The organism is Bernardetia aquimarina (assembly GCF_042180575.1).
GTDB lineage: Bacteria > Bacteroidota > Bacteroidia > Cytophagales > Bernardetiaceae > Bernardetia.
The window spans coordinates 4,917,665-4,939,891 of sequence record NZ_CP170094.1; the positions used below are offsets into that span (position 1 = coordinate 4,917,665).

The 22,227-nt window shown below is 30.3% G+C and carries 23 protein-coding genes and 1 pseudogene; 4 read left to right on the forward strand and 20 right to left on the reverse strand.

What is annotated here, in order from left to right; all coding sequences use genetic code 11:
- Positions 1–28: 28 nt before the first annotated feature.
- The 10 genes from ACE193_RS21015 to ACE193_RS21060 all read right to left on the reverse strand — a co-directional run bounded on the left by ACE193_RS21015 (position 29) and on the right by ACE193_RS21060 (position 8,547).
- On the reverse strand, positions 29–556 hold the full coding sequence (locus ACE193_RS21015; protein ID WP_375560164.1) for a MepB family protein: 528 nt from the start codon (positions 554–556) through the stop codon (positions 29–31).
- A 238-nt stretch (positions 557–794) separates the two neighbouring features.
- Positions 795–1,391 carry a cysteine hydrolase family protein gene (locus ACE193_RS21020; RefSeq protein ID WP_375560165.1) on the reverse strand — a complete coding sequence of 199 codons (597 nt, stop codon included), beginning with the start codon at positions 1,389–1,391 and terminating at the stop codon, positions 795–797.
- A gap of 287 nt (positions 1,392–1,678) precedes the next feature.
- Complete coding sequence (locus ACE193_RS21025) at positions 1,679–2,224, reverse strand: CbrC family protein (RefSeq protein ID WP_375560166.1); 546 nt, start codon at positions 2,222–2,224, stop codon at positions 1,679–1,681.
- Between the two features lie 321 nt (positions 2,225–2,545).
- Entirely contained in the window at positions 2,546–2,890 is a 345-nt protein-coding gene (locus tag ACE193_RS21030; RefSeq protein ID WP_375560167.1) for a 5-carboxymethyl-2-hydroxymuconate Delta-isomerase, read from the reverse strand.
- Positions 2,891–3,059: 169 nt separating this feature from the next.
- Positions 3,060–4,535, reverse strand: a complete 1,476-nt coding sequence (locus ACE193_RS21035; protein ID WP_375560168.1) for a serine hydrolase — start codon at positions 4,533–4,535, stop codon at positions 3,060–3,062.
- A 160-nt stretch (positions 4,536–4,695) separates the two neighbouring features.
- Complete coding sequence (locus tag ACE193_RS21040) at positions 4,696–5,328, reverse strand: NAD(P)-dependent oxidoreductase (protein ID WP_375560169.1); 633 nt, start codon at positions 5,326–5,328, stop codon at positions 4,696–4,698.
- Positions 5,329–5,719: 391 nt separating this feature from the next.
- Positions 5,720–6,490, reverse strand: a complete 771-nt coding sequence (locus tag ACE193_RS21045) for a helix-turn-helix domain-containing protein (protein ID WP_375560170.1) — start codon at positions 6,488–6,490, stop codon at positions 5,720–5,722.
- A gap of 165 nt (positions 6,491–6,655) precedes the next feature.
- Complete coding sequence (locus ACE193_RS21050; RefSeq protein ID WP_375560171.1) at positions 6,656–7,099, reverse strand: hypothetical protein; 444 nt, start codon at positions 7,097–7,099, stop codon at positions 6,656–6,658.
- A 291-nt stretch (positions 7,100–7,390) separates the two neighbouring features.
- A complete protein-coding gene (locus ACE193_RS21055; RefSeq protein ID WP_375560172.1) occupies positions 7,391–8,041 on the reverse strand; it encodes a trypsin-like serine peptidase in 651 nt (216 codons plus the stop codon).
- Positions 8,042–8,289: 248 nt separating this feature from the next.
- On the reverse strand, positions 8,290–8,547 hold the full coding sequence (locus ACE193_RS21060; RefSeq protein WP_375560173.1) for a hypothetical protein: 258 nt from the start codon (positions 8,545–8,547) through the stop codon (positions 8,290–8,292).
- A 58-nt stretch (positions 8,548–8,605) separates the two neighbouring features.
- Here ACE193_RS21060 and ACE193_RS21065 point away from each other — a divergent pair, with 58 nt between their 5' ends.
- On the forward strand, positions 8,606–8,875 hold the full coding sequence (locus tag ACE193_RS21065; RefSeq protein ID WP_375560174.1) for a hypothetical protein: 270 nt from the start codon (positions 8,606–8,608) through the stop codon (positions 8,873–8,875).
- 5 nt (positions 8,876–8,880) lie between these two features.
- On the opposite strand, the gene ACE193_RS21070 is transcribed toward ACE193_RS21065, so the two are convergent.
- Positions 8,881–9,123, reverse strand: coding sequence for a hypothetical protein (locus ACE193_RS21070; protein ID WP_375560175.1), 243 nt, complete (start codon positions 9,121–9,123; stop codon positions 8,881–8,883).
- Between the two features lie 121 nt (positions 9,124–9,244).
- On the opposite strand from ACE193_RS21070, the gene ACE193_RS21075 reads away from it, so the two are divergent.
- The gene (locus tag ACE193_RS21075; RefSeq protein WP_375560176.1) at positions 9,245–9,442 is read left to right on the forward strand and encodes a hypothetical protein; all 198 of its coding nucleotides are present in this window, start codon (positions 9,245–9,247) and stop codon (positions 9,440–9,442) included.
- Positions 9,443–9,844: 402 nt separating this feature from the next.
- On the opposite strand, the gene ACE193_RS21080 is transcribed toward ACE193_RS21075, so the two are convergent.
- The 8 genes and pseudogenes from ACE193_RS21080 to ACE193_RS21115 form a co-directional block, all read right to left on the reverse strand.
- On the reverse strand, positions 9,845–10,315 hold the full coding sequence (locus ACE193_RS21080) for an OsmC family protein (protein WP_375560177.1): 471 nt from the start codon (positions 10,313–10,315) through the stop codon (positions 9,845–9,847).
- Positions 10,316–10,544: 229 nt separating this feature from the next.
- On the reverse strand, positions 10,545–11,744 hold the full coding sequence (locus ACE193_RS21085; RefSeq protein ID WP_375560178.1) for a S41 family peptidase: 1,200 nt from the start codon (positions 11,742–11,744) through the stop codon (positions 10,545–10,547).
- A 165-nt stretch (positions 11,745–11,909) separates the two neighbouring features.
- The gene (locus ACE193_RS21090) at positions 11,910–12,455 is read right to left on the reverse strand and encodes a hypothetical protein (protein ID WP_375560179.1); all 546 of its coding nucleotides are present in this window, start codon (positions 12,453–12,455) and stop codon (positions 11,910–11,912) included.
- Positions 12,456–12,693: 238 nt separating this feature from the next.
- The gene (locus ACE193_RS21095; RefSeq protein WP_375560180.1) at positions 12,694–13,092 is read right to left on the reverse strand and encodes a hypothetical protein; all 399 of its coding nucleotides are present in this window, start codon (positions 13,090–13,092) and stop codon (positions 12,694–12,696) included.
- Positions 13,093–13,131: 39 nt separating this feature from the next.
- Positions 13,132–14,169 carry a patatin-like phospholipase family protein gene (locus tag ACE193_RS21100; protein ID WP_375560181.1) on the reverse strand — a complete coding sequence of 346 codons (1,038 nt, stop codon included), beginning with the start codon at positions 14,167–14,169 and terminating at the stop codon, positions 13,132–13,134.
- 228 nt (positions 14,170–14,397) lie between these two features.
- On the reverse strand, positions 14,398–14,526 hold the full coding sequence (locus ACE193_RS21105) for a DUF4391 domain-containing protein (RefSeq protein WP_375563375.1): 129 nt from the start codon (positions 14,524–14,526) through the stop codon (positions 14,398–14,400).
- Between the two features lie 105 nt (positions 14,527–14,631).
- Positions 14,632–14,808 (reverse strand): annotated as a pseudogene (locus tag ACE193_RS21110) (type I restriction enzyme endonuclease domain-containing protein); the annotation flags it as partial.
- A 393-nt stretch (positions 14,809–15,201) separates the two neighbouring features.
- Positions 15,202–17,448: a hypothetical protein gene (locus ACE193_RS21115; protein WP_375560182.1), complete on the reverse strand. Its 2,247-nt coding sequence runs from the start codon at positions 17,446–17,448 to the stop codon at positions 15,202–15,204.
- A gap of 179 nt (positions 17,449–17,627) precedes the next feature.
- Here ACE193_RS21115 and ACE193_RS21120 point away from each other — a divergent pair, with 179 nt between their 5' ends.
- Both ACE193_RS21120 and ACE193_RS21125 read left to right on the forward strand, forming a co-directional pair.
- The gene (locus ACE193_RS21120) at positions 17,628–18,296 is read left to right on the forward strand and encodes a hypothetical protein (protein WP_375560183.1); all 669 of its coding nucleotides are present in this window, start codon (positions 17,628–17,630) and stop codon (positions 18,294–18,296) included.
- Positions 18,297–18,477: 181 nt separating this feature from the next.
- Positions 18,478–19,251 carry a hypothetical protein gene (locus ACE193_RS21125; protein ID WP_375560184.1) on the forward strand — a complete coding sequence of 258 codons (774 nt, stop codon included), beginning with the start codon at positions 18,478–18,480 and terminating at the stop codon, positions 19,249–19,251.
- On the opposite strand, the gene ACE193_RS21130 is transcribed toward ACE193_RS21125, so the two are convergent.
- A complete protein-coding gene (locus ACE193_RS21130) occupies positions 19,235–22,072 on the reverse strand; it encodes a CHAT domain-containing protein (protein ID WP_375560185.1) in 2,838 nt (945 codons plus the stop codon). The two genes, ACE193_RS21125 and ACE193_RS21130, sit on opposite strands and share 17 nt — an antisense overlap.
- Positions 22,073–22,227 lie beyond the last annotated feature (155 nt).

Sequence of the window (22,227 nt, forward strand, 5' to 3'; positions counted from 1 at the left end):
TTTTTTATACCTTGTTGTATGTAGTGCTTTATTTTTCATTATACAATTCAGTTACTTTTTTTAAGTCAGTCGAACTATTTATTTGATAAAAATAATTTAGTTGCCATTTTTGAGTTCGTTCAGCTTGTTTATTTGTCACAGTGTCCCAATTCGGATAAATTCTAAACCCTCTTTTCCCGTCTTTATTTTCAGTTGACATAATTCCCTTTTTAATAAGTATAGACTTAGGGAAAACAAATTGTCCAAATTCTTTTTCAGTCCTTGCGATTATCACATAAAAATCAATTTGGTCGTTTTCGCTAAATGGCTTCGTAATTCCACTTTTATTACGTTTCCAACACGTAAGAAACTGTCCGATTTTTTTTGGTGTTGTCTTGGCGTTTCTACACAAAACATTCATTCCATTCAGTTTATAATGACAAGCATTATATTCTTTGCCTTCAGGTTCAGTTTTGAAATCCGAAATCTCAAATGAGCATTTGTCGTAAATTTCCGTTTTTATTTGGTTAAGATTTTTGTCCATTTGCTCAATTTCATTCGGTTTTTTAATTCTCATTGTTGCGTTTTGGGCATTACATACAACGGTTCTGTGTATGAAACGTAGCGTATAAATAAACGCTAACTTTTCGGATTAACACAGAGCCAAATTTTTATATTTTGTTTTTAACTTATCAATCTTAAAAGCCAAATTTAAAAATTTGGCAGTCTTTGTAAATAAGCACAAACCTTTGGGTTTAGCACTTATTAGCTATGTTTTATACACCGTGTTGTGCTTAGTGTTTTTTTTCATTTTGTTATATCTTGGATATTAATTTTTTAAAATTCCAAACAGTTGCAAACTCATCATTCAAATTAGCAAGGGTTGTTAAATGTATTGTTTCCGAATCGTATTTTTCTCCGTTAATCCCAATTCTGTCAAATGTAGCAGTCGCATCAGAAATTAGATAGGTTTCGTATCCAAAATTACCAGCCATTCGTGTTGTTGTTGATACACAATGATTTGTTGTTATTCCCACAATTACAAGAGTATCAATGCTTAATTTGTCCAGTTGCTCTTTTAAGTCAGTTCCAATAAATGCACTATTAACTTCTTTTGTAATAATTGGCTCTTTTTCCAAAGGTGTTACATTTTCATTGAATTCAAATCCTTTATTGGATGGGTTTAATTTGGATTTTAGATTTGTTGAACTGTGTCTAATATGAAATATAGGTAAATCTAATTCTCGCCATTTGTCCAAAATTTTACCACAGACAATCTCAGCACTTTTATTGTTTCTATTTCCTCCCCAATATTCTTCATCCATAAATGCTTTTTGTACATCGACTAATATGAGAGCAGGATTATTATCTCTTAATTTCATTATATTCCATTTTTTTTTCACATTAAGCACAACTTGTATACTAAACGCAACTGCGTTAAATTATTTCCAAAAACTTGTGTATAAGCAAGTAACGAATTTATGAAGTGCTACGCAAATTATTTTTTGATGTAAAAAAACAACAACTTTTTTGGGTTGGTGGTTTGGGCTTTGATAGTATTTGCTGAAAGTAACGCTTCAAATATGCATAGTGTGGAATTTCAAGACTCTAACCACTGAATTATTTATTAAAAGCTCTAAAGCTCAAATTTACCAAATCTACCCACATTACGTATATTTATTGTTGTCAGTAGTTTTTTTTAATCACAATCTGCGTGTAACCTATGTTTATTGCACTTCACACACTTAAATAAATAACCAACTAAATGTCCATCTTTAGAAAGATATTCTTTAATCGAATTAGGGTCAAAACCTATATTATTTTCTATATCATCTTTAAGTTCATCAAGTATTGGTTCTATAGTTTTAGTATCAGCATACCCAATAAACGCACAAGGCTCATTACAATGTGATAACCATTGTTCTTGCTGCCAAGAAGAGTAACTTGGTGTTTTACAACACACCTCTAATAACGGCTCTTTCGGAATTGTCGGTTTTGGTTCATTCGGGTCTGGCGAAACTCCTTCAATTCCACAATAGTCATTAAATTCTCCGTCATATTTTTCAGAGGCTTTTCCGTTTGCGATACACCAAGGACAAATATATTCTGGCTTGTCAATGCTGTAAAAAGAACTGTTATATTTCAAATTTCTTTTCTCCTCACAAACAGAGCAAATTCCTTCAACTTTATCAAACAAATCTAACTCGTAAGCATTCGGACTATATTTAAATTTTGGTAATTCCATCTGTTTTTCGAGTGTTTCTTAAATTACTGCCTAACATTTATGTATATGGTTTGTTGCGTGTTTCAAGCAACTAATTTAGTAAATAATTACCGACCAAGAAAGTCCACGAGGACTTTCGTAAGTAAGCTAGAACTAGCAATAAATTATATACGGTGTTGCCCAACGTTATTATTCAGATTTTAAATCGGTTATATTAATTTTTCCACATATTATGTCATCAGATTTATCAACTACTTTTTTTTAGCTCTTCTTCTCCTTATGATGTATTTAAATGATAAATCACTCATTATTTTTTAAATCCACATTCATCATTTTCTATTATTATATCATCGATTTGTTACAATAAGTAGCTTTTTCAAAATCTCTAATATTTATAGAAATAATTGGAACATTAGGGAACATTGATTTCAATTCAGTAATAATTTTTTCTGATAGGTTCTTTTTTTGAGAAGTAGTTCGTCCTTCCATTATATTGGCGAAAATATGAATGAAGTCATTTTTAGTATTTCCGATATTATAATATTCAAAAGGGTTAATTCTTACTTTAATATCTCCTTTGTCAAAAAGGTCAGTTGATTTCGCTGTATCATACACTTTTTGAATAATTTCATTAGGTGATTTAATTTTTATAATATTTTCAGAACAATCAATTACAAAATGTGGCATAAATTATTTTTATTAGGTTGTTTTTTAATGTTGGGTAATGTGCGTAGACTATGTCGTAACGGAGCGAAGTTATGACATAGCAACGGCTCGAATATGCGTAGTGCTGGATTTCAAGACACTTCACTATCAAACCGTTACGTATACTTATTGTTGGCAACAGTTTTTTACTCTAGTCTTTTTTTAACAATTCATTCAATCTTTTCTTTGAGCCTTCACTTCCTAATTCCACTGCCTTTGTGTAACTCTTTATAGCTTCTTCTTCTTTGTCATATTTTAAGTAAGCTTCACCAAGTGAATCCCATAAATTACCATCTTCAGGGAATAATTTCACATTAAGTTTAAATAGTTCCAACGCCCAATCAGGTTTGTCTTCTTTTTTCAATCTGCTATATCCTAGTCGATTTAGTATTGCATGGTCGTTAAATTCATTATTAAGTTCTTTCTTTAAAAAATCAGGTAATTTTTCTGCATTTGAAGATGGATTGATTTTCATAAATTCTTGAACTAATTCATACATGTTCCTTGAAATTGGTGTTGCAGTATAATTGGAATCAAAAATCATTTTGCCAATTTCTCGAGCAACATTTTCTGATTCACTACCTAAAAACGCATTTGTTATGTATATAACAACTACATCATCATCTATAAATCTAACAAAATCTGCAAAATACAATCCATTACTTCCATTATGAGCAACAATTTTCGTGTCTCTATTACTTTGAGATATTGCCCAACCATAACCATAAAATGATGTCATTTTATCATTTTCGGCTACATACGGTGTTTCTTGGATTGTCCTTGTTTTTGATGCTAAAACAATGTTGTTTTTTAAAGCAACATGCCATTTATATAAATCTTCAATGGTGGAATGAATGTCTCCCTTACCTATACTATACCAATGTTTATCGTTGTATGGTAGGTGTTGTTGGGTTGTTCCCCAATCTGCCCATTGCTCATCATTTCTGTTATAGTAGTATCCATGTGCGAGTCGTTCTGTACTAAAGTTGATGCTTTTATATCCTGTGCTTTTCATTTGAGTAGGTTCAAATAAATAGTCATTTAGAAAAGAACTATACGTTTGCCCTGAGACGAACTCCAATATAACCGTTAACATGATGTAGTTGGCATTTGCATATTGATACTTTGCGCCTGGTTTAGATTGTAATTCTGATTCAAAGAATTCTTTTAGAAACTGTTGTTTACTTGCCTCATCATATCTAAAACCACCAGTTCTATTGGAAATTCCTGATGTATGCGTTAATAATTGATGGATAGTTATATCTCTTTTGTCAATAGGTGTCTGGGCAAAATATGAACTTATTTTATCTGATGTTTTAATTTTTCCTTGTTCTACAAGTTTTAAAATAGCCGATGCTGTAAATTGTTTAGTTACAGAACCAATATTAAAAACTGTTGATGGTGAGTTGGGTATTTTATTTTCCCTATCTGCCCATCCATATCCTTTAGATAAAATAATTTCACCCTTTTGGGAAACTAAAATAACTCCAGAAAAGCCATTTGTTACGCTTGACTCCAAATATGAGTCAATTCTATTGAAGAGCTCTTTATTAGTATTCTGAGAAAAAGAGTTTGAAGATGAAATAGTTAAATAAACTATAATTAGTACTTTAATAGTTAAATTCATTTTATTGCTGTTTGATTGATTGATAATGAATAAGTCCACTTGTTTTCTATTATGTTACAGTTTTTTTCAAATTGTTGCCAACGGTAAGTATATGAAGTGTAGCATCCCGAAGGATGCTATGATTTCATATACAGTGTTATGGGCTGGCTTTCTTTTCTTCCTAATAAGAAATTCCAACCTTCTTACGAAGATACTTATTATTGTCTATTTGACTAAGCATAAAATGTGCAACGTCCGCTCTTGATACTTTGAGTTTTATTTTTTCGGCAGGACTAAATCCGTGTTTATAGATTTCAGTTAATTTACCATTTGTCATATTCCCAGGTCTAACGATTGTCCAATCAAGATTTGATTTTTCAATAACCACTTCTTGCAATTCGTGATCTTTGAAGGCGTTTTTTAGAATAAATGGAACGATTATGTACTTCATATACCAAGGCAATACTTCTTTACTATCCCCAAACCCAAGTGAGGTTTGGCAGACAAATCTCTTCACCCCTTTTTCTTGCATTGCTTTAATGATATTGGTAGTTCCATCTGCTCGTAAAGTGGATTTGTCAGAAGCAGGCATTCCAAGATTACAGTAGACAACATCTTGATTGTCCATAGCTTTAAGGACATCTCCATAATTCAACACATCTCCTTTAATAATACGTAAATTATTATGTGATACTTTTAAATTTTCAGGTGTTCGTGCAAATGAAGTGACGTTATTTCCAGATGCTAATGCTTGTTTTACAAGTTCTTTTCCTGTGCCACCTGTTGCCCCAAATATTAGGATTCTTTTTTTCATTTTTTATTTATTTAGTTTAATATTTAACCAGTTTTTAAGTGTCTCTTTTTCTGATTCTGAAAGCTATATTTCCTTTCCTTTTGGCATTCGTTTCCATACAAATACCTGTCTATTAATTTTTCGAGCAAACCCATTCATATTTTTCAATAGTAAATATTCTTCTTGGGTTTTGTTTTTTATGACAGACATTGCATTTTTGGGTTAATACCTTAAATGCTTCTTTTTGTCCAATAGAACTGGAATGTACTTTGGTGCTATCACTTTTTGGAATTGAAACAAAAGTGCTTATGACAATTAGGAAAATGATTATATACTTCATATCGAATAATTTTATGAAGCAAAGGTGGAGAGATTTAGGAGTTAAAAATTGAACAAAACCGACAAATGCTATCTATACGATTTTTTGCAATAATTCTTTAGGGGTTGCTCCTGTGTATTTTTTAAACGTTCGTATGAAATGAGATTGGTCGGCAAACCCATTTTCGTAAGCAACATTGGTGAGCTTAGTGTAGTTAGACTCTTGAATTTGATTGAGAGAAAAACTGAATTGAATGATTTTGGCAAATTGCTTTGGTGTAACTCCAATCTCTTTTAAAAATCGTCTTTCAAATGTTCTTTCGGTTATAAATAGTTGATCTCTCAGTTCTTTAATTGGTAGTGTTCCTTTTGTGTTGATTATAGTTGAGACTGCAAGTTTTATTGAATTATCAGAGTCTATTGAAGAGTTTTTAACCAATTTGAGAACATAGTTTGATATTATTTCAACTTGTTTTTTCGTATTCGCAGGCTCAATTAAAGAGACAATTTTTGTGGTTTCAATATTCTTGACTTGGGATAAATCGTAGCACTCATCATTAATATCTTTCGGGTCAATACCTAACAATAATCGAGTGGCAAAGGGGTAAAGTTGAAAAACAATGAGTTTGTACGTTCCTTCAATTAGTAATTCAATTGGTTCAATGGTTTGACCGTAAAGGAAAAACTTGGGTAAAATTTTGTTGACAGGAAGAAGCTTAACTCCTTTTTCTGTTTCGGAGTACATAATTCCTGGATAGCCGTCCGCATAGAAAGGAAGATTATGTTGGGAATGACTATCGCTTTCCAAAAGAATAATCTCTTTAATAAACGGTGCAATTCGATTTTCCTTTTCTAAAATGGTCATTTGTTATTTGTTTGTTGCTTGCCCTACAACGAAAAAATGTTTGCGAATGGGCGAGATTAATAGCACTTTCCTTATACTACGCATAAAGTTTATAAAAAGTACAAAAGCCTAAATTAGCACATTAGCCCACCTTTTGGCAAACATAATGTTGTCATCAGTTTTCTTCTATTCTTTATTTTGTTCTACTATATTTTTTGCAAGTATTTTGGCATTTTCTAATGTATCAACTTTGGGTGTATAAAGTCCCGCATCGTTTAAGTTACGATTTTTATCTTCTTCATAGTACATCAAATCTAAGACAATGTTTCCCATACTATGTGTTGAATCTAAGATTAATTCTGCTTTTAATCCATTTTTGACACAAGTAGGAAAGTAATAATCGTGTAGCCAATCTAAAAATTCTAATGATGCCCCTTCTAAATGGCTATGGTCTGAAATCATTACCAAAATATTTGCTTCTTTGAAATATTTTAAAGATTCTTCACAAGCAGTAGTAGCATCTTCAAATTCTTTCATAAGGTAGCCCTTCCAATAAGCAAATACTGTGTTTGGAATTTCTCGGCTAATATCATAAATTTCGGCGTGAGGGTTTTCAAAAACTTTTTTCATACGTTTATTTTTTTTGTGAAAATTGATGAGAACTTGTATATAAACGCAATTGCGTTTATTAATTATTTTCAAAAACTTGTGTATAAGCAAGTAACGAATTTATGGAGTGCTACGCAAATTATTTTTTTGATGTAAAAAAACACCAACTTTTTTTTGGTTGGTGTTTGGGTTGGGATACAGAAATTCAATAACATCATTGGCTTGAAGCCAAATACATATTATTCACTCGCAAAATGTGAGCGATAGCCATTTTACTTGCGAGGTAAAAAATCAATTCAATTTTGTCTTTACCTAGGGTTGTTTATTCAACCATTCTATTAGTTCTTTTGCACTAACTCCATTATTAGGAGATGCTATATCTTCACCTTCAGCAGTTCTAGTAGAACCGTAAACGATATTATTAGATGTATTCAACCAAGGCCCTCCACTAGCTCCTACTACCATATTGCTAGAAAGAACAATGCCTTCTTCAAGAGCTATAGCTTCTCCATCATCATAGTACATTCCTTCCTCAGCTTCTTGAAAACCGATAGCTTTTGCATTAAACTTTTGTCCTGCTTTTATTAATTTATCATAAACTGGTAAAATTAATGATGAAGCAATTTCTCTGAAAGATGAATGTTCTATTACACACACAGCCATATCATAATTTTCATCTTCATCATCTAACCATTGATCTGGAAGAGTAACACCATCTTTTCCTAGCATTAAATTCCATACTTTCACCTCACCTTGGTAATTTAGATGAAAGTATGCTTCAATAGTTATTGATTTTTCATCTGGATCATACAGATTATGAGCAGCAGTAAATATTCCTTTAGAAGAAACAATGAAAGCTGTTCCTGTATAGTCTTCAGTTCTACCATCTTCATATTTCATTTTAAATACAAGTAAACCTACTGAACTATAAGGAAATGCATTTAAATCAGTTACTTTGTGCATAATAATTATTTTTTTTGGATTATTTTTAAATGTCTAAAATCCAAAGGTATTAATTTACTTATAAGTTTCTATTAGGGTTTTTACTATACTTTACTTTTGAGATTTTTTACTTAAATGTCTAAATCATCCTGCTACTTAGGGACAAAAACCACCAAAAAATGACAACAAACCTCAAAAATAATTCACAACTATCTGATTATCAATGAAATATTTTTTTTAATCTTCTAAATTTCATTAACAATTATTAACTATTGATAGTTAATTTGTACAGTTGTATTCGGCTGAGTAACTTCAAAATTTTCATAATCCATTTCATAGTGTCCGATAGGAGCATTTGATATAGTAGTATTTTCTTCTATTATATCATAAAATTTACCATCAATAAAAACAGTTGTGTTTTCATTTACAGTAAATTCAAGAACAGGATTTTTGATAGAATTTTGATAACCTAGGTAGCTAGTTAAGCCAACCAATAGGATAATGGAAGTGATAAGGTATTTTTGCATTTTTATAATCCGTATATTTGTTTGATAGTATAATGATAACTTAAATGATAGAATAATTATGAATACAAAATTGAATAATCAAAAAATTACAGATACTGAAAAGCGATTTTTGCAAGCAAAAGAACAGCACGAAATTATATTAAAAGCGCAAAGAAAAATACAAGAGTTGGACAGCATTGGCTTTTATGTTTATCATCATCCGACAGTAGATATTGATGAATATGAAAAACACATGAATGACTACCTTAATGAAAAACAAAAATCTATTTATCAAAAGTGGAAAGAAGAATATCCTGATATGGCTAATTTTTACACTCGTGAAGATTAATTTTACTACAAATACCTGTTTACGAAACTCTTTATCTTTTTATCAATAACCTCTTCTACCATTTTATAGTCGGTATGTTCTACATACTGGCTATATTCAATAAAATATTTTCTTAGTTTTATTCTTGTATCATTTACCCATACCGTATTTTCAGATTGAAAGTTTTGATTCCTTCCAATCTTAGGCTTATCCCGAATTTCTTGCTTTATCAAATCATCACAATAAGATTCAAATTCTTCTAAAGTCATGGGTTTAATTTTTTAGTAAAAAATTTATTTAGAAATAGACTTTCAAAGTTTTATTTTCATAATCCGTATATTTGTCATAGAACGATAATGATAAATATAAAACCATAAAAATAGTATTAATATGATTACAATAACCACAATTCGTGCATATGTAGGACTCAGTACCTATACAGAGCAGAAAACCTACAAAGTTTTTGGTCTTACAATTTTAAAAGCATTCAATAACGTAATAATGAGCGATGGAAGCTATTATACTGTAAAAGGAGTTGTTGATTCTATAAATAAAAAACGACAAGAAGCGACTAAACAATGGGCATAGTATAATTACTAGGTTTTTCTTTAACCTGTAATAAATTCTTGTGTATTTTCACTGTTGTTACAGAACCATCTTTTGCAACGCAGAGACATTGTAAACTAGGTGCAGTATCAGCATCATTTTCAGTGTGTACTATTAAAGTTACTTCACTAAAAGACTGATGGTTGCTTTTTAAAGTTACCTCTTGTCCTATTTCAAACTTGGTGTATTTAGTATTTGCTAACGTCTCGGCTATGGTTAGTACGGAAATTAAAAGTAGTTAACTTTCGATTAAGCACTTAGCCAAAACTTTTTATTTTGTTTTATCTTTTTCTGTTTTAAAGCCAAATCAAAAGATTTGGCGCAAGGATTTTCAGAAGTAGGCGAGAACAAGCAATTACTTATAGCCATTGTTGTAAGCCGTTTTTATTCAGTTGTTGTATTCGGTTTATGTCCAATTTTGAAGTTACAAGAATTTGCGATAAAGCACATTTTATTAGCTTCTTCGTGTAATTCATTTGCTTTTTCAATCATATTTTCATCTGTAACTTTCACTTTCGGATTAAGTGTAACTTCAGTAAATTTTCCACTTCCATTTTTTGTTTCTTCCATAATTCCTGTAGCGTTGTCCAAATATTCAGTTACTATAATTTTATGTACCGAACATAAATGTAAATACCAAAGCATATGACAAGCAGACAAAGAAGATAAAAATAGGTCTTCTGGATTGTATCTTGTTTTATCTCCTAAAAAAGAAGGGTCAGATGAACCATTAATCATACTATATTTTCCGTTAGCTATGATTGTATGGTTTCTGTTATAAGACTTATAATTCAAAGTGCCGTTTCCTTCGTTTCCAGTCCATTCAACTTTTACTTCGTAATTATGTTTTTTCATTATTATTACTTTAATATTTGAACTCCCACAGTTTTTTTAATGGCTTACAACGTTGAGTATATGAGCATGTAGTGGATTTAAATGTGGTTTCGTATCAAGCTGTTAAGTAGCCAAAGCTACACAAAAATTAAATAGTCAAATCGGTAGATTTGGCGAGGTTGATTCGCATCGCCACTGTTCGCACCCCACAGAAACCACTATTACCTATATACATTGTTACCATACGTTTTTATTTCGCAATTTTGTTAATCAGTTCAATCCCTTTTGCAAGGGTTTCGTCATTTTCTGTTGTCGTTTGCGTTACATAATTTGTCGGTACATATTTTTCTCTTGGCGTTCCATTTATATGATAAAGTTTTGCTGTCGATAATCGATAGCCAAATTTTTGATTTATAAATGAAAATCCGTTCATTTCGCCAGCCAATCTCTCCATTTCCGAACCTACGACTTCGACTCTTTCCATACCTTCAAATCCGATTGCAAGTCCTTCGCCCATACTTCCTGTCCAACGACCAACTAAAATAACAACTGGCTTTTTATATTGGCTTTCTCTCGGACTTACGTACTCAACCCAACTTCTCTCGACTTTCGTTTTTCCATCATATTGTTCAATTGTCCAATGTTTTTGATATGGTTTTTGTTCTGTGATAAATCTACTTAAAATTCCACGAGCAACATAAGAATTTCCACCATCAACTGTATTTCTCAAATCTATTATCAGTCCTTTTGTGTTTTCCAATTGGTCGAGCGATTTATCAAAATCGTTTATCAATCCGTTATTTCCTAACGAATTGTTTAATCTAATAATTCCAATTCCGTTTTGTGTCGTTGTGTTTAAAAGTCCGTCATTTTTTTTGATTTTGACTTTATCTAAATCAAATTCGATATTTTTATTATCGGTCAATTTTAGGCTCAAAACTCTTGGTTCATTATAACGACCTGCTAAAATTTTGTTTGCAATCCATTCTCGAACTATTTTAGATTTTTTGTCATTACAATGCGTTGGAAATTGCTCAATTGCTTTGTCGAAAGTTAATCCATTGATTTTTTGGACTTCCGCTCCAATTAGATTTTGGTCAATATTTTGAATTTGGGTTTGCCAAATATTTGAGATTACTGCTTTTCCGTTCTCAATTTTAATGTAGATTGGCGAAAATAAACGAAATGATGAGCTACGGTTTGTATTTAAAATCAAATGACTATCGTAAAACTCATCTAATAAATATTCGAAAAAAAGTACCGTTTCTTCTTCTGTATTAAGGTTTTCGATTTGGCTTTCATAATGTTCTCGGATACAATCCAAATCCACATTTTTCTCATCGAGATAAATATAGTTTTGGGAAATATCAGTCAAAATTTCGTTCAAATCTTCTTTGATTTTTGTCCTGTCGATTTGATTTTCTTGGGACTGAACACAAGAGAAATTCAAAGCAATTATTAAAATAAATATCAGTTTTATCATTGAAGTACGATGTTTTTTTTAATGTGTGGTAACGTTTAGTATATGAAAAGTAGGCGATTTCGAAGCACTAAACATTCGGTTAAGCACATATTTTAATACGAGCTGAAAGCCTTGATTTTATTACTATTTCGCCTATTTTTTATATACATTGTTGTGGTGTCGTTTTATTATTATTTCGCTTAAATGTTCAGCGAATTGAGTTTCGCAATAGACTTGATGTCCTTTATCTGATAGGATTTCATATTCAAGTTCCATATTTTCAAGCCATTCTACCGTAGGTTTATTTTCGTCATTTTTTCCAAAGTAAAGTTCTAAATTTCCTTTAGGTCTTTCAGTTTCATTTCTAAGTCTTGTTGATGAAACACAGACTAATGACTTAATATTATCAGTTTTAAGACCGAAATTCCAAGCAATTGTTCCACCAATGCTAAATGCTAGAATATTCACCTTTTGTTTTTCACTCTTTACTAGTTTGTCTATCGCTTTTTCTATTCCACCACTTATAAACTGTTTGTGTAAGTTCTCTTGAGAATAATTTCCTACATCAATTTGTCCAAGTTCACAACTATCGTAGAACAAAATATCAAATTCTGTCTCTAAAATTCGAGTATAATTAATTAACCATTCAGATTTTTCCCTTCCCCACAAATCTGAAATTATTATTATTCGTTCTTTCATAAACGCTTTTTTCAAATGCCCCACAACTTATATATAAACGCAACTGCGTTAAATTATTTAAAAAAAACTTGCGTAATCCCTCCCAAAGATAGAAATAAACGCAACTCTATCACTTGTCCTTTATATATACTTAATGTCAAAAACCACCTAAAAATGACAAAAAAATATTAAAAAAGTAAATTATTTTTTAAATGATTGACTTTTAGGGAGTTGTGAGTTTATAATTTCATCTGTTTTGTCAATTTTTTAACTTCTTAATCCATATTTTAGCATTGTCTAATTTTTCAAAATATTGAACAACAAATTTACCTTTATCCATTTTATTCACAATGTTTTTTACTGCTACTTTGTTGAATACATCTGTAGATACAACGACTGCTGAAGTGCGATAACCTGCTTCATAAGCTCTAGGAAACCAATCTTCCATCAACCATTTTTGATCTTCAACAGACACTACTTTTGATTTTGTATTATCTGCAATCATTTTGTTTACTTTCTTATCTCTAAGCAATTCTAAAGAAAAATCGCATGCTTCCTTAAATTGATCACTTTTTGCAAAACCACACCAATCAAGATGAACACAAGAAAGTTCTTCGTAATAGTAGATTTTGCACCATTTTTTATCGTAAAATAGCATAATAATAGATTATTTGTTATGTAAGTGAAAATGTGAATATTAATTATTGACTACTTCTTTAAAAGAATTTATTGCGTCTCGGTATCCTTGTCTTATTCTAAAATCCATTGCTTCAGGAGTAAAATTATCAGTACCTTCTACACCTTCTGCTTCATACTGAAGTAGAACAGGTGGATTTATTTTTTCGTGGTCTAATAATTTTTTGAAAGTTTCATTATTACGAATAGGACTATTTTGATCTAAAACTTGATCGATTTCTCGCATCAAATCAATCGTATCATTCATTTGCTCAAAAGTCTTATAGTCAAGTTTAAGTTTACTTTCAAAGATAATCTCTTTTACACGCTCAGTAATTTCTGAAATATTAGTAGGTAACACAGCACCTTTTCTAAATAAACTGACTACAATTACTTCTCTTTCAGTAATTGTAACTCCCTTTTTTTGTTCTGCTTCGGTAGGTCTATATTTTTCTAAAAAGTTGATTGCAGGACTTAAAGGCATATTTGCATATAATCCTCCATCCCAATAATAACCATTCTCTACTTTCATAGCAGGAAAGTTGGGAGGAATACTCACACAAGAAATAATTTTATCAATGTCTAACCCTTCTTTATCATGATTAGAGAATTGCTTCAACTCCCCACTCTCTACATTTACTGCCTCTATGACCAATTTCGTTGTTTTTTTATCATTGAGTTTATCAAAATCAATGAGGTCTAATAATAATTTACGAAAAGGACTAATATCATAAACACTATCAGCTGTTAAAGGAGAAAGCATTAAGTTAGGATTGATATAGTACATATTTGGATTGCCAAATTTAGAAGCTTTAGCTTGCCATTCTTGAGGTACAAAAGGGTTAGATGGAATTTTAAGTGTATTCCATAATTTATCTAATGATTCTAATGCTCCATACTTTCCTCCCAGCATAACAGCTCCATTGACAGCTCCAATAGAAGTTCCTGTTACAATTTCAGGACTAAAATTAGGATTTATTTCATAGAAGCCTTTTAATGCTCCATATTGATAAGCTCCAAGAGCTCCACCACCTTGTAAGACTAAACCTGTGATTTTCATATTTAATTTACTGAGATTTTATAAAAAAATAGCACTTGATGCGAAGAGAGTAATGATGTATTACTACTTAATGTCAAAAACTGCCGAAAAATGACAGTATTTTCACAAAAAAAAGTAAATTATTTTTTAAATGATTGACTTTTAGGGAGTTGTGAAGTTGTATTTCTATGGGCTTTATTAAAATATATTAATAAACTACCTACCTTCTTCAAATCATCTTGAAGAAGCCTAATCCAAACTCCTTAACTCCCTCTCCACCCCCTTCAATTTTAGATTTAATTCCACTTTTTCATTGAACTGGTTACTTCTTGAGATGACAGATTTTAGTTGAGCTATTTCCTTTTCCAAACGGTCTATCTCTTGTTAATTTTTTAGGATTGAGTTCATAGAAGAAATAATTTTAGTAATGTCCAAAATTTATGAGTGTGACTCATTACAATCAAAACATTGATTTTAAGGTGGTTATAAACCACCCTTATTCTTCTTATAATTCTCTGCTTGTGTGAAAATATCTTTATACACTTCATCTCTTTCTACAGGGGGATAGCCATGTTCGTCCAAAAGTAAAATAAGTCCGACTTTTAAGGCAGATTTTATGTCTTCTCGTTTGCTCCAGTCTGGGAATTTGGCTTGACTATCTTTTTATTTGTAAGCATTAACTTGTTAGCTCCATATTGAAATCTAGAACAAACTGAAAGTAACTAGTAAAATAGTACAAGAATAGAGGCTTACTAATACCTAATTCATCAGATACTAATAAGCACCATACCGACTCCACCCACCACCAAAATACTGGTTTTTGAGGTGGTTGTAAACTAAATCAGTTTTTCTTGTGATGTCTTTTTCTTGGTAGATTAAGGTAAGATTTCAAAAAACGCTTAGTATGCTATCAAACTAAGTGCTTTCTATTTCTTATATTTCATAGACAAAAGGCAAGTGGTCATCCCTTTGCTTTTTCTAGTATAGCCATAAACTTAGAGAAGTCATTTTTTTTTTAAAACATAAAATTTTACATAATATTTGCCTAAAATACTATATTGAATTACTTATATGTGTAAATTCATTAAGCTCTAAAGCATTTGTTAGATCTATACCTAAACTCCCAAACACGTCTTTTTTACTTTCAACAAGCTCTTTCAAATCATTATCTTGTTTATAATAATAGTTGAATCCATGTTCGTAAGAATATGTCAAAAATTGTATAGTTGAGCTTTTATCTCCTTTCTCAGCATAAAATAAAGCGTTAATAAAAAATATTTTCCAAGGTTCTACAGTCCGTTTAGGTAAGTTGGTTGAAGTATCTTTTGTAGCTTTGAGTATGTTGTTATACTCTCCGAATATAAATTTAATAATGTCTTCGTGAACTGATTGTTCTACTCCTAGACTACTTAACATGTTTTGTTGTTCCTCTTCTTCAGAATTTTTCATGTATCTTCTCCAATCTAACTTTTCTGTTTGCATATTATCTATTTGAGCCTCACAATTAGATTTAACAAGAAAATCTCTTTTAGATTGTGGATTTGGTCTATTTATAGCTGTTAGTGACAAACCTGGATAAAATTTGGCTGTCTTATACTTTCCCCCACACATAAAAGAAAAAAACATAGGAGGTATTTCTATATCATCTAATTTGCTAAAAACAATGCTTAATCTATCGCCTTTTACTAATACCTCTCCAATATAGTATTCTTTATCAGAGGACATTTTTTTCATCTTTGCTATTCCACTTGAAAGTATTTGTACTGGATTTAGGGTAATGAAACTACGACTTCTTTCTTTTTCAAAAGAATAAAGGTAGTATAATCCCTCAACACTTTTTATTTCTTGTGACTTGGGCAGCAAGGGTTGTAGGTATTTGTGCATAAAGTCATAACTTTCAATAAAATTATTATCCTTCCCCAAAAAGAAGGATATAATAGTATTAAATATATCTTGATCTCCTAAATCTTTTTTCAGTTGCTCTACAGGGTAAAAGTTTTTATTATTTCCTGTTTGTTGAATGGTATTTTTTAACCTGTAATTTCGTATACTTTTTTCTGGTTGTATGTGGTTCACCATCTTGTTTTCTAATTCATAATCTACTGAGGGGGTTTTAATAATTTTATTTATCTCATCGTTTGTATCTTTCCTTTTATGAAGTATAATTCTGCCAGCCATTGGTTCAAATGATGTAGCTCCTCTACCAGAGTATGTTCCCTTTAAATACCCTGTATTTATTTCCTTCTCATTAATGTTTATCTGAAATCTAAAAGAACCTCCACTTTTATTATTATCATTATTATGAAATTGTCCACTAATATTCACATCATCAATATATACAAAACCCCCAGCATATATAGTATCATCTCCAATAAGAAGTGTCTTACCATTACTTAAAATCACAATAATAAGCATATCTATTGAGAAATCATTTTGAGATAAATAATAAGCGTTATAGACTCCAGCTATACTACGTATTTGATGTGATTTAGGAAACCCTATATCAATGATATTTGTATATTCAGCATTTTTATCTCCTTTTAACTCTATCAAACCTAAACTACTTGATAAATGATAACCTATGTTTGCAGGTATGTGAAGTCTGTTACTCCTATTTTCTATTTCATCAAGAGCTGCCTTTTTAGAGTCCTTTGGTTCTATAATTCCCTTTACAGCTATTTGATCACCGTACCTGCTTGTGTATAACATCATTAATGATGAACACTTTATATCATAAATGTTTGGTTTGGGGCAGTATATCCTTATTTGTGCAGTTCTTTTTGTATTGTGTTCAGTATCTATCACTAATGTATTTGGCTCAAACCTATATTTACCATTTGGGTGCAACTCTACATCTTGAGTGGATGTTTTAAAGAATCGCAGTTGAGCTGAGTCACCATTAGGATCTAAGCCTATTATCATTTTTTTTTCTCTTTGTAATTTATTGTCCATCCTTTCTACCTCAATGAAGTATATAATAAAATAAAGCCAGTCTTCGTCTAAAGCAGTTTGTTGCGTAAAATGACTTATTGCTTCTAATAATAAATTAAGCTCTAGCTTACCAGCTCTTTTAATGAAAGAGTGTTCATTTGCCTTATCGGGTTGCATTTTAGCTAAGTAACTGGCAAAACTAGCTTGTGTTTTACCACTAATAAACATGCTTTCCTTATACTTTTTGTCTTTGGACATATATAGAAAGAGTTCTTTCGCCCCCCCTGAACTCCTAATACTTGATTTCATGGAGTCTATAATAGTAATACTCTCTTGAAGCGTGTAGCCGTCTGATTCATTGTAATCCATAACTTTAACTAGTTTATTTGTTATATTTTGAAATTTTTTGTCAATTTTATATGAAAAATTGAAAGTTTTGAAAAATTTGCTCAAATAAATTTACAAAATATTTGATTAATTTAAAAACCTTTTGTACTTTGTTAATGAATTCTTTTCCCTTCTCTTCCATCTCCTTAAATCCTTATCCTATGTCCAAAAAAACACGAATTACAATTGATCGACCTTTAAGTAATGAAGAGCTTGTTTATCTAGCTAAGAATCCTATTGAGTTTACAAGAATTATTGTTACCAATATAAAAAAGTTTTCTTCTGAATTAGAGTTTCACATGAAAGCTTATGAAATTCCTAAAGATAAAAAAGAACGACTCATCTTTAAGAAAGAGGTACTAGCTGCTTTACTTCATGAGATACATGGTAAATGTATTCTTCCTGCTTTAGAAGATCCTAGTAAAGAAATAACAAAAAGTCTAGAACAGTATATAAAGAGTTGGTTATATCACCTGTCAAAAGCAGAAGAGCGAGAGCTTACTAGATATTATATGAAGCATAGTTCATCTTCTTTAGATGAGGATACAGTATCAGATAAGCTTAGAACTCCTAGTCCTGCATTACTTTATATGAAAGAAGCTATCAATGGTTTAAAAAAACATTTTTTAAAAAAAAGAAAAAATGAACTGTGGAATATTTTATACCTAAAGTCTTATTGTGGTTATTCTTTAGGAGAAATTGCAGAGAAACTAAACAAACCGTATACATATGGGGCTATAAAACAAAAGCATTACATAGCAAAGGAAATAGCTTTGGATTTTTTAAAAAATAATTATGGAGGTGACTTTACAGAGGCTTTTATTGATTGAGTAAAAATACTGTTTTTTTTATCACAAAAAATGTTTAAACTGCTAACTATTAAATTTAGTTAGCAGTTTTTTATTGATTGATGTTTAAACTAATTCTTCATTAGTAATCGTTTATTTAAAATCACATTAAAGCTAAAACTTAATTTTATAAGGCATATCAAAACAATTAAAATTCAATACCATGGAAGCAAATGATTTATCTCAAGAATATTTTCAAACTCTATTAAATAAAGTAGAAACTAGTGATGATAATTTTTTATTATTTCGCCTAGCTTACCTTGAGCAATTATCAGAAGAAGCTCAGAAAGAATTTGATAAGAGGATGAGAGATAGTTCGTCTTTCAGAATTAAGTATAAAACGTACAAAGATTCTGTAGAATCTACTCATCTTATGATTGATGAAATAGAAGAAATAAAAAAACAAAAAACTAAAAAATATATTTATGCTTCATTAGGGGTTGCAGCAATAGTATTGCTTGTTGTTCTAAAATTTATACCTCTTCTTAGTAATGAAAATCAAAATAATTTTAAGGTCTATGCAGATCCTAATATTTTATCTAAATTTCACCCTCACCATATAGGTTATGATAAATCTACTCGTAGTGCAACGAATAACAACATGAAAAAAAAGAGTTCTCTATTAAGTAAATTTTATAATAGGGAGTACAATAATATTTTAGCAGAAGAGGAGAATATAAGTTTGCAAGATACCTCTAGTTATCTAATATTATTATATAGCTCAGTATTTACAAAAAGTAAAAATGCTTTACCTCTGATAAGTAATGCAAAAGAAAGCAATCTAATTTCTTCTGATGTATCTGCTTATTTATATACATTGGAGTATATGAAAACAAATAATCAAACAGAACTAAACAAACTTATTAAACACGATTACTCTGAGCCATTAGTCAAAGAAGAAGGTGATATGCTTAAAAAAGCTATTTCTGAACAATAGCTCTAGGGTTCCCTACCAATTTTATGCTAGAAAAGTAATAGGGGTGTTTAAGATAATCAGACTTTGTGTTGGCACAATACTCTATTTGTGCAGCACGCAATGCTTGATCTTTGTGCATTGCTTTTTGTAGTAAATTTTCATAAAAAAATTTTAATATCATATCTGTAGAGTTTGAATTGATGCTTGTTGTAGTATAAATAACGGATTTTACACCTGCAGCAAGAAATGCATTAGCAAGGTTTTTACTTGCTTCTCCTGTTACCTTATTGTTTTTATCTTCATAGTTAATATCGCAGGCAGCTAACACAATAAGCTCTACGTGAGATAGGTTTTGTAAGTAAATGTCAGAGATAGAAATTTGACTTCCATTTAGTAATAAATTCCCTTCGGAAGCATGGGTATTAATATGGACAATTTTTTTCTCTTGTAGTGATTCAAAAAATGAATCAGCATTTAATTTTTCTTGCTCCCAAATTACCTTCACACCTAGTAAATCTAGCTTAGACTCGGTAATAGAGTGAGGAATCTTACTTTCTGAGTTACGTTTATACATTGAATACGCAGGTTTTTTCCTAGAGTTTTCATTAAAACTTGAATAAGGCGCAATTGCTATGATATCATTAGGTGTTACTCTAATAACTTTGTTGGATTCATTATATAAGTTAACTACACTTTTAAAAGAGCTATACTGCTGAATTGCGTAAGAATCTAATAATAATTTATCATTTGCGTCTTTCAAAACAGCAAAATCTATTTCGTCATACGAAAGTTCTCCAGATGCAAATATAAAACAGAGTCTTTTATACGGCTTAATATCTTCTTCTATACTACCAATAAATATGTTGAAAAATAAATTTTGTAAAGAATCAAATTGTTGTTTTTTGATTTTATAATTTTCATTAGATTGATAATTTTGAGAATTAATAATTATATTATTTATTTCAGTATTTATTTTTTTATATTCTTGATATTTTTTATTTACAGAGTATAAAACAGTTTTGTTTTTTAATAATATTGTATCTTGTGATAATAGAATAGTTAAAATTTCAGATGTATCCCTCCTATATTTGATATATGTATCTGTATAATTTTTCAATTTGGGAATGATTGTAATTATTGCTGTGGAATCAGGGATTTTACTTTTTATTGTCTCATTTGTTTGAAATTTAACACTATTTTCTATTTTTTTCTTATATTTTTTTATAATAATATCTTGCTTTGCTTTATTGTCATATAAAACAGCTCCTAAATTCACAATTTCAGCCCAATTTTGCAAACCTGATTGTCTGAAAAGTGACTTTTGCTCTCGTTTTATTTTTTCAAACTGATTCGACAAATTAATCCACTCCTCTCTATCTAGTGATTGCCCTATTACTTGATTTTTTGTTTGATATAAAAATAATTGCCAATCATCTACATACTGTAATTCAGCAATTATTTCGTCTATATCTTCTACTGAAAAAGATTTCTTTTCTACATTGTATTTCAAATTTTCTAATATACTCGTTCTAGCAAATCTCTTAGGTAAGTAATTATACTCAAAATTCTGTTTACTTATGTGTTCAATTAATAAGTTTCGCAGTCGCCTTGGAATATTTGTGTGAGTTTTTCTTTTTTCTTGTAAAGAGCTATTCAAGAGCATGGCAAGAGAGTTAAGTTCTGCTACATACTGCAATGGATTATTTGATAAGGTTTTATACTCTAGAGTGTCATAGTATTTACTAGATTTCTGTAAAGACTTCATTAGACTATAATTACTGCTTTTATTTTTACGCTGATAATTATTATAGGAAACTACCCAGTAATGATATGATAGTTGAGGGTATAAAGAGTTTGTAGGTGTTAAACGTTCTACTTTTTCTATAGCTTCATAGAAGTAATTATCTGACGAATCCAAATGGTAAAGACATTCTTGGCGAGGAAAGTTATTTACATGCTTTGCTCTATACAGATACAAATGGTAATTTCCTTTATTATGAGAAAGCATAGCACCATGCAAGGTAGGTTTATCAAGAATTGAAGATGGGCAAAATGTAAATGCTTTTTCTAAAAAGTTGTTTGCGATACTATCAATCTTTGATGGGTGTTCATACTGTTGCTGAATCTTTCGTGTTAAAGTTGTATCAGGAGTCTGAGTGTCGTATTTGCGTATGCTATTAATTCTCTCAGTCAAAAAAAAACTAGCTCTATCATTGTACTGCCATTGGCTCTGAATATAGTACAAGCGATATAATTTAGACAAATGCAATGAGTCATTGAAGGTTTTAGGTTTTTTTGTTTTTTCTATTAGATGCTTTGTTAGCTCAATAGAGCTTTTCATTGAATCAGTCTCTCGTGTTTGAAAGATAGAATAGAGCATTGGATAATAGACTTCTCTCAAAATAGAATCAGAAAAAATATCTTTATTTTCTTTTTGAAAAATATTAATTGCTTTGTATGAAGATAGAATTGAATAATTATACATTTGCTCAACATCATATAAATATTCACTCTCTAAAATATAAAACTGTCCCTTCAATAAAGGATCAATGTCATCTAATTTATTTTTGATATAATCTACTGCTATTTTATATCTTTTTCTATCAGCTTGTTTTATAGCTAACCTCATATTTAATAGATAAAAGGTAACCATTTCCTCCTCTGTAAAAGCCTCTATTTTTTTTTCATAAATCGCTAATAAACTATCTGCAACATTAAAATCTGATAACTCTATGAAGTGAATAATTTTTCTTGAGTCCTCATTAAAACTATTATCTATTTTGTTTTGATAGCAACCAAACGTAAGTAATAATAATACAAGGCAAGTAATCAATCTGTTCATTTTATTTATTTATGTGATTTAAACAAATATATTAAAAAATAAATACATCCACTAGTGATTGCATTTTTTTTATTAAAAATGACTTTTTACAGCTTAGACCTCCTATATAATTAGCAACACTTAACAAATGATGATAGGAATTTTAAATTTTGAAA

Bases quoted from the DNA above. Each gene is read 5' to 3' on its own strand.
- ACE193_RS21015 (WP_375560164.1), bottom strand. From the start codon at position 556: ATGAGAATTAAAAAACCGAATGAAATTGAGCAAATGGACAAAAATCTT.
- ACE193_RS21025 (WP_375560166.1), bottom strand. From the start codon at position 2,224: ATGGAATTACCAAAATTTAAATATAGTCCGAATGCTTACGAGTTAGAT.
- ACE193_RS21030 (WP_375560167.1), bottom strand. From the start codon at position 2,890: ATGCCACATTTTGTAATTGATTGTTCTGAAAATATTATAAAAATTAAA.
- ACE193_RS21035 (WP_375560168.1), bottom strand. From the start codon at position 4,535: ATGAATTTAACTATTAAAGTACTAATTATAGTTTATTTAACTATTTCA.
- ACE193_RS21040 (WP_375560169.1), bottom strand. From the start codon at position 5,328: ATGAAAAAAAGAATCCTAATATTTGGGGCAACAGGTGGCACAGGAAAA.
- ACE193_RS21045 (WP_375560170.1), bottom strand. From the start codon at position 6,490: ATGACCATTTTAGAAAAGGAAAATCGAATTGCACCGTTTATTAAAGAG.
- ACE193_RS21050 (WP_375560171.1), bottom strand. From the start codon at position 7,099: ATGAAAAAAGTTTTTGAAAACCCTCACGCCGAAATTTATGATATTAGC.
- ACE193_RS21055 (WP_375560172.1), bottom strand. From the start codon at position 8,041: ATGCACAAAGTAACTGATTTAAATGCATTTCCTTATAGTTCAGTAGGT.
- ACE193_RS21060 (WP_375560173.1), bottom strand. From the start codon at position 8,547: ATGCAAAAATACCTTATCACTTCCATTATCCTATTGGTTGGCTTAACT.
- ACE193_RS21065 (WP_375560174.1), top strand. From the start codon at position 8,606: ATGAATACAAAATTGAATAATCAAAAAATTACAGATACTGAAAAGCGA.
- ACE193_RS21070 (WP_375560175.1), bottom strand. From the start codon at position 9,123: ATGACTTTAGAAGAATTTGAATCTTATTGTGATGATTTGATAAAGCAA.
- ACE193_RS21075 (WP_375560176.1), top strand. From the start codon at position 9,245: ATGATTACAATAACCACAATTCGTGCATATGTAGGACTCAGTACCTAT.
- ACE193_RS21080 (WP_375560177.1), bottom strand. From the start codon at position 10,315: ATGAAAAAACATAATTACGAAGTAAAAGTTGAATGGACTGGAAACGAA.
- ACE193_RS21090 (WP_375560179.1), bottom strand. From the start codon at position 12,455: ATGAAAGAACGAATAATAATAATTTCAGATTTGTGGGGAAGGGAAAAA.
- ACE193_RS21095 (WP_375560180.1), bottom strand. From the start codon at position 13,092: ATGCTATTTTACGATAAAAAATGGTGCAAAATCTACTATTACGAAGAA.
- ACE193_RS21100 (WP_375560181.1), bottom strand. From the start codon at position 14,169: ATGAAAATCACAGGTTTAGTCTTACAAGGTGGTGGAGCTCTTGGAGCT.
- ACE193_RS21115 (WP_375560182.1), bottom strand. From the start codon at position 17,448: ATGGATTACAATGAATCAGACGGCTACACGCTTCAAGAGAGTATTACT.
- ACE193_RS21120 (WP_375560183.1), top strand. From the start codon at position 17,628: ATGTCCAAAAAAACACGAATTACAATTGATCGACCTTTAAGTAATGAA.
- ACE193_RS21125 (WP_375560184.1), top strand. From the start codon at position 18,478: ATGGAAGCAAATGATTTATCTCAAGAATATTTTCAAACTCTATTAAAT.
- ACE193_RS21130 (WP_375560185.1), bottom strand. From the start codon at position 22,072: ATGAACAGATTGATTACTTGCCTTGTATTATTATTACTTACGTTTGGT.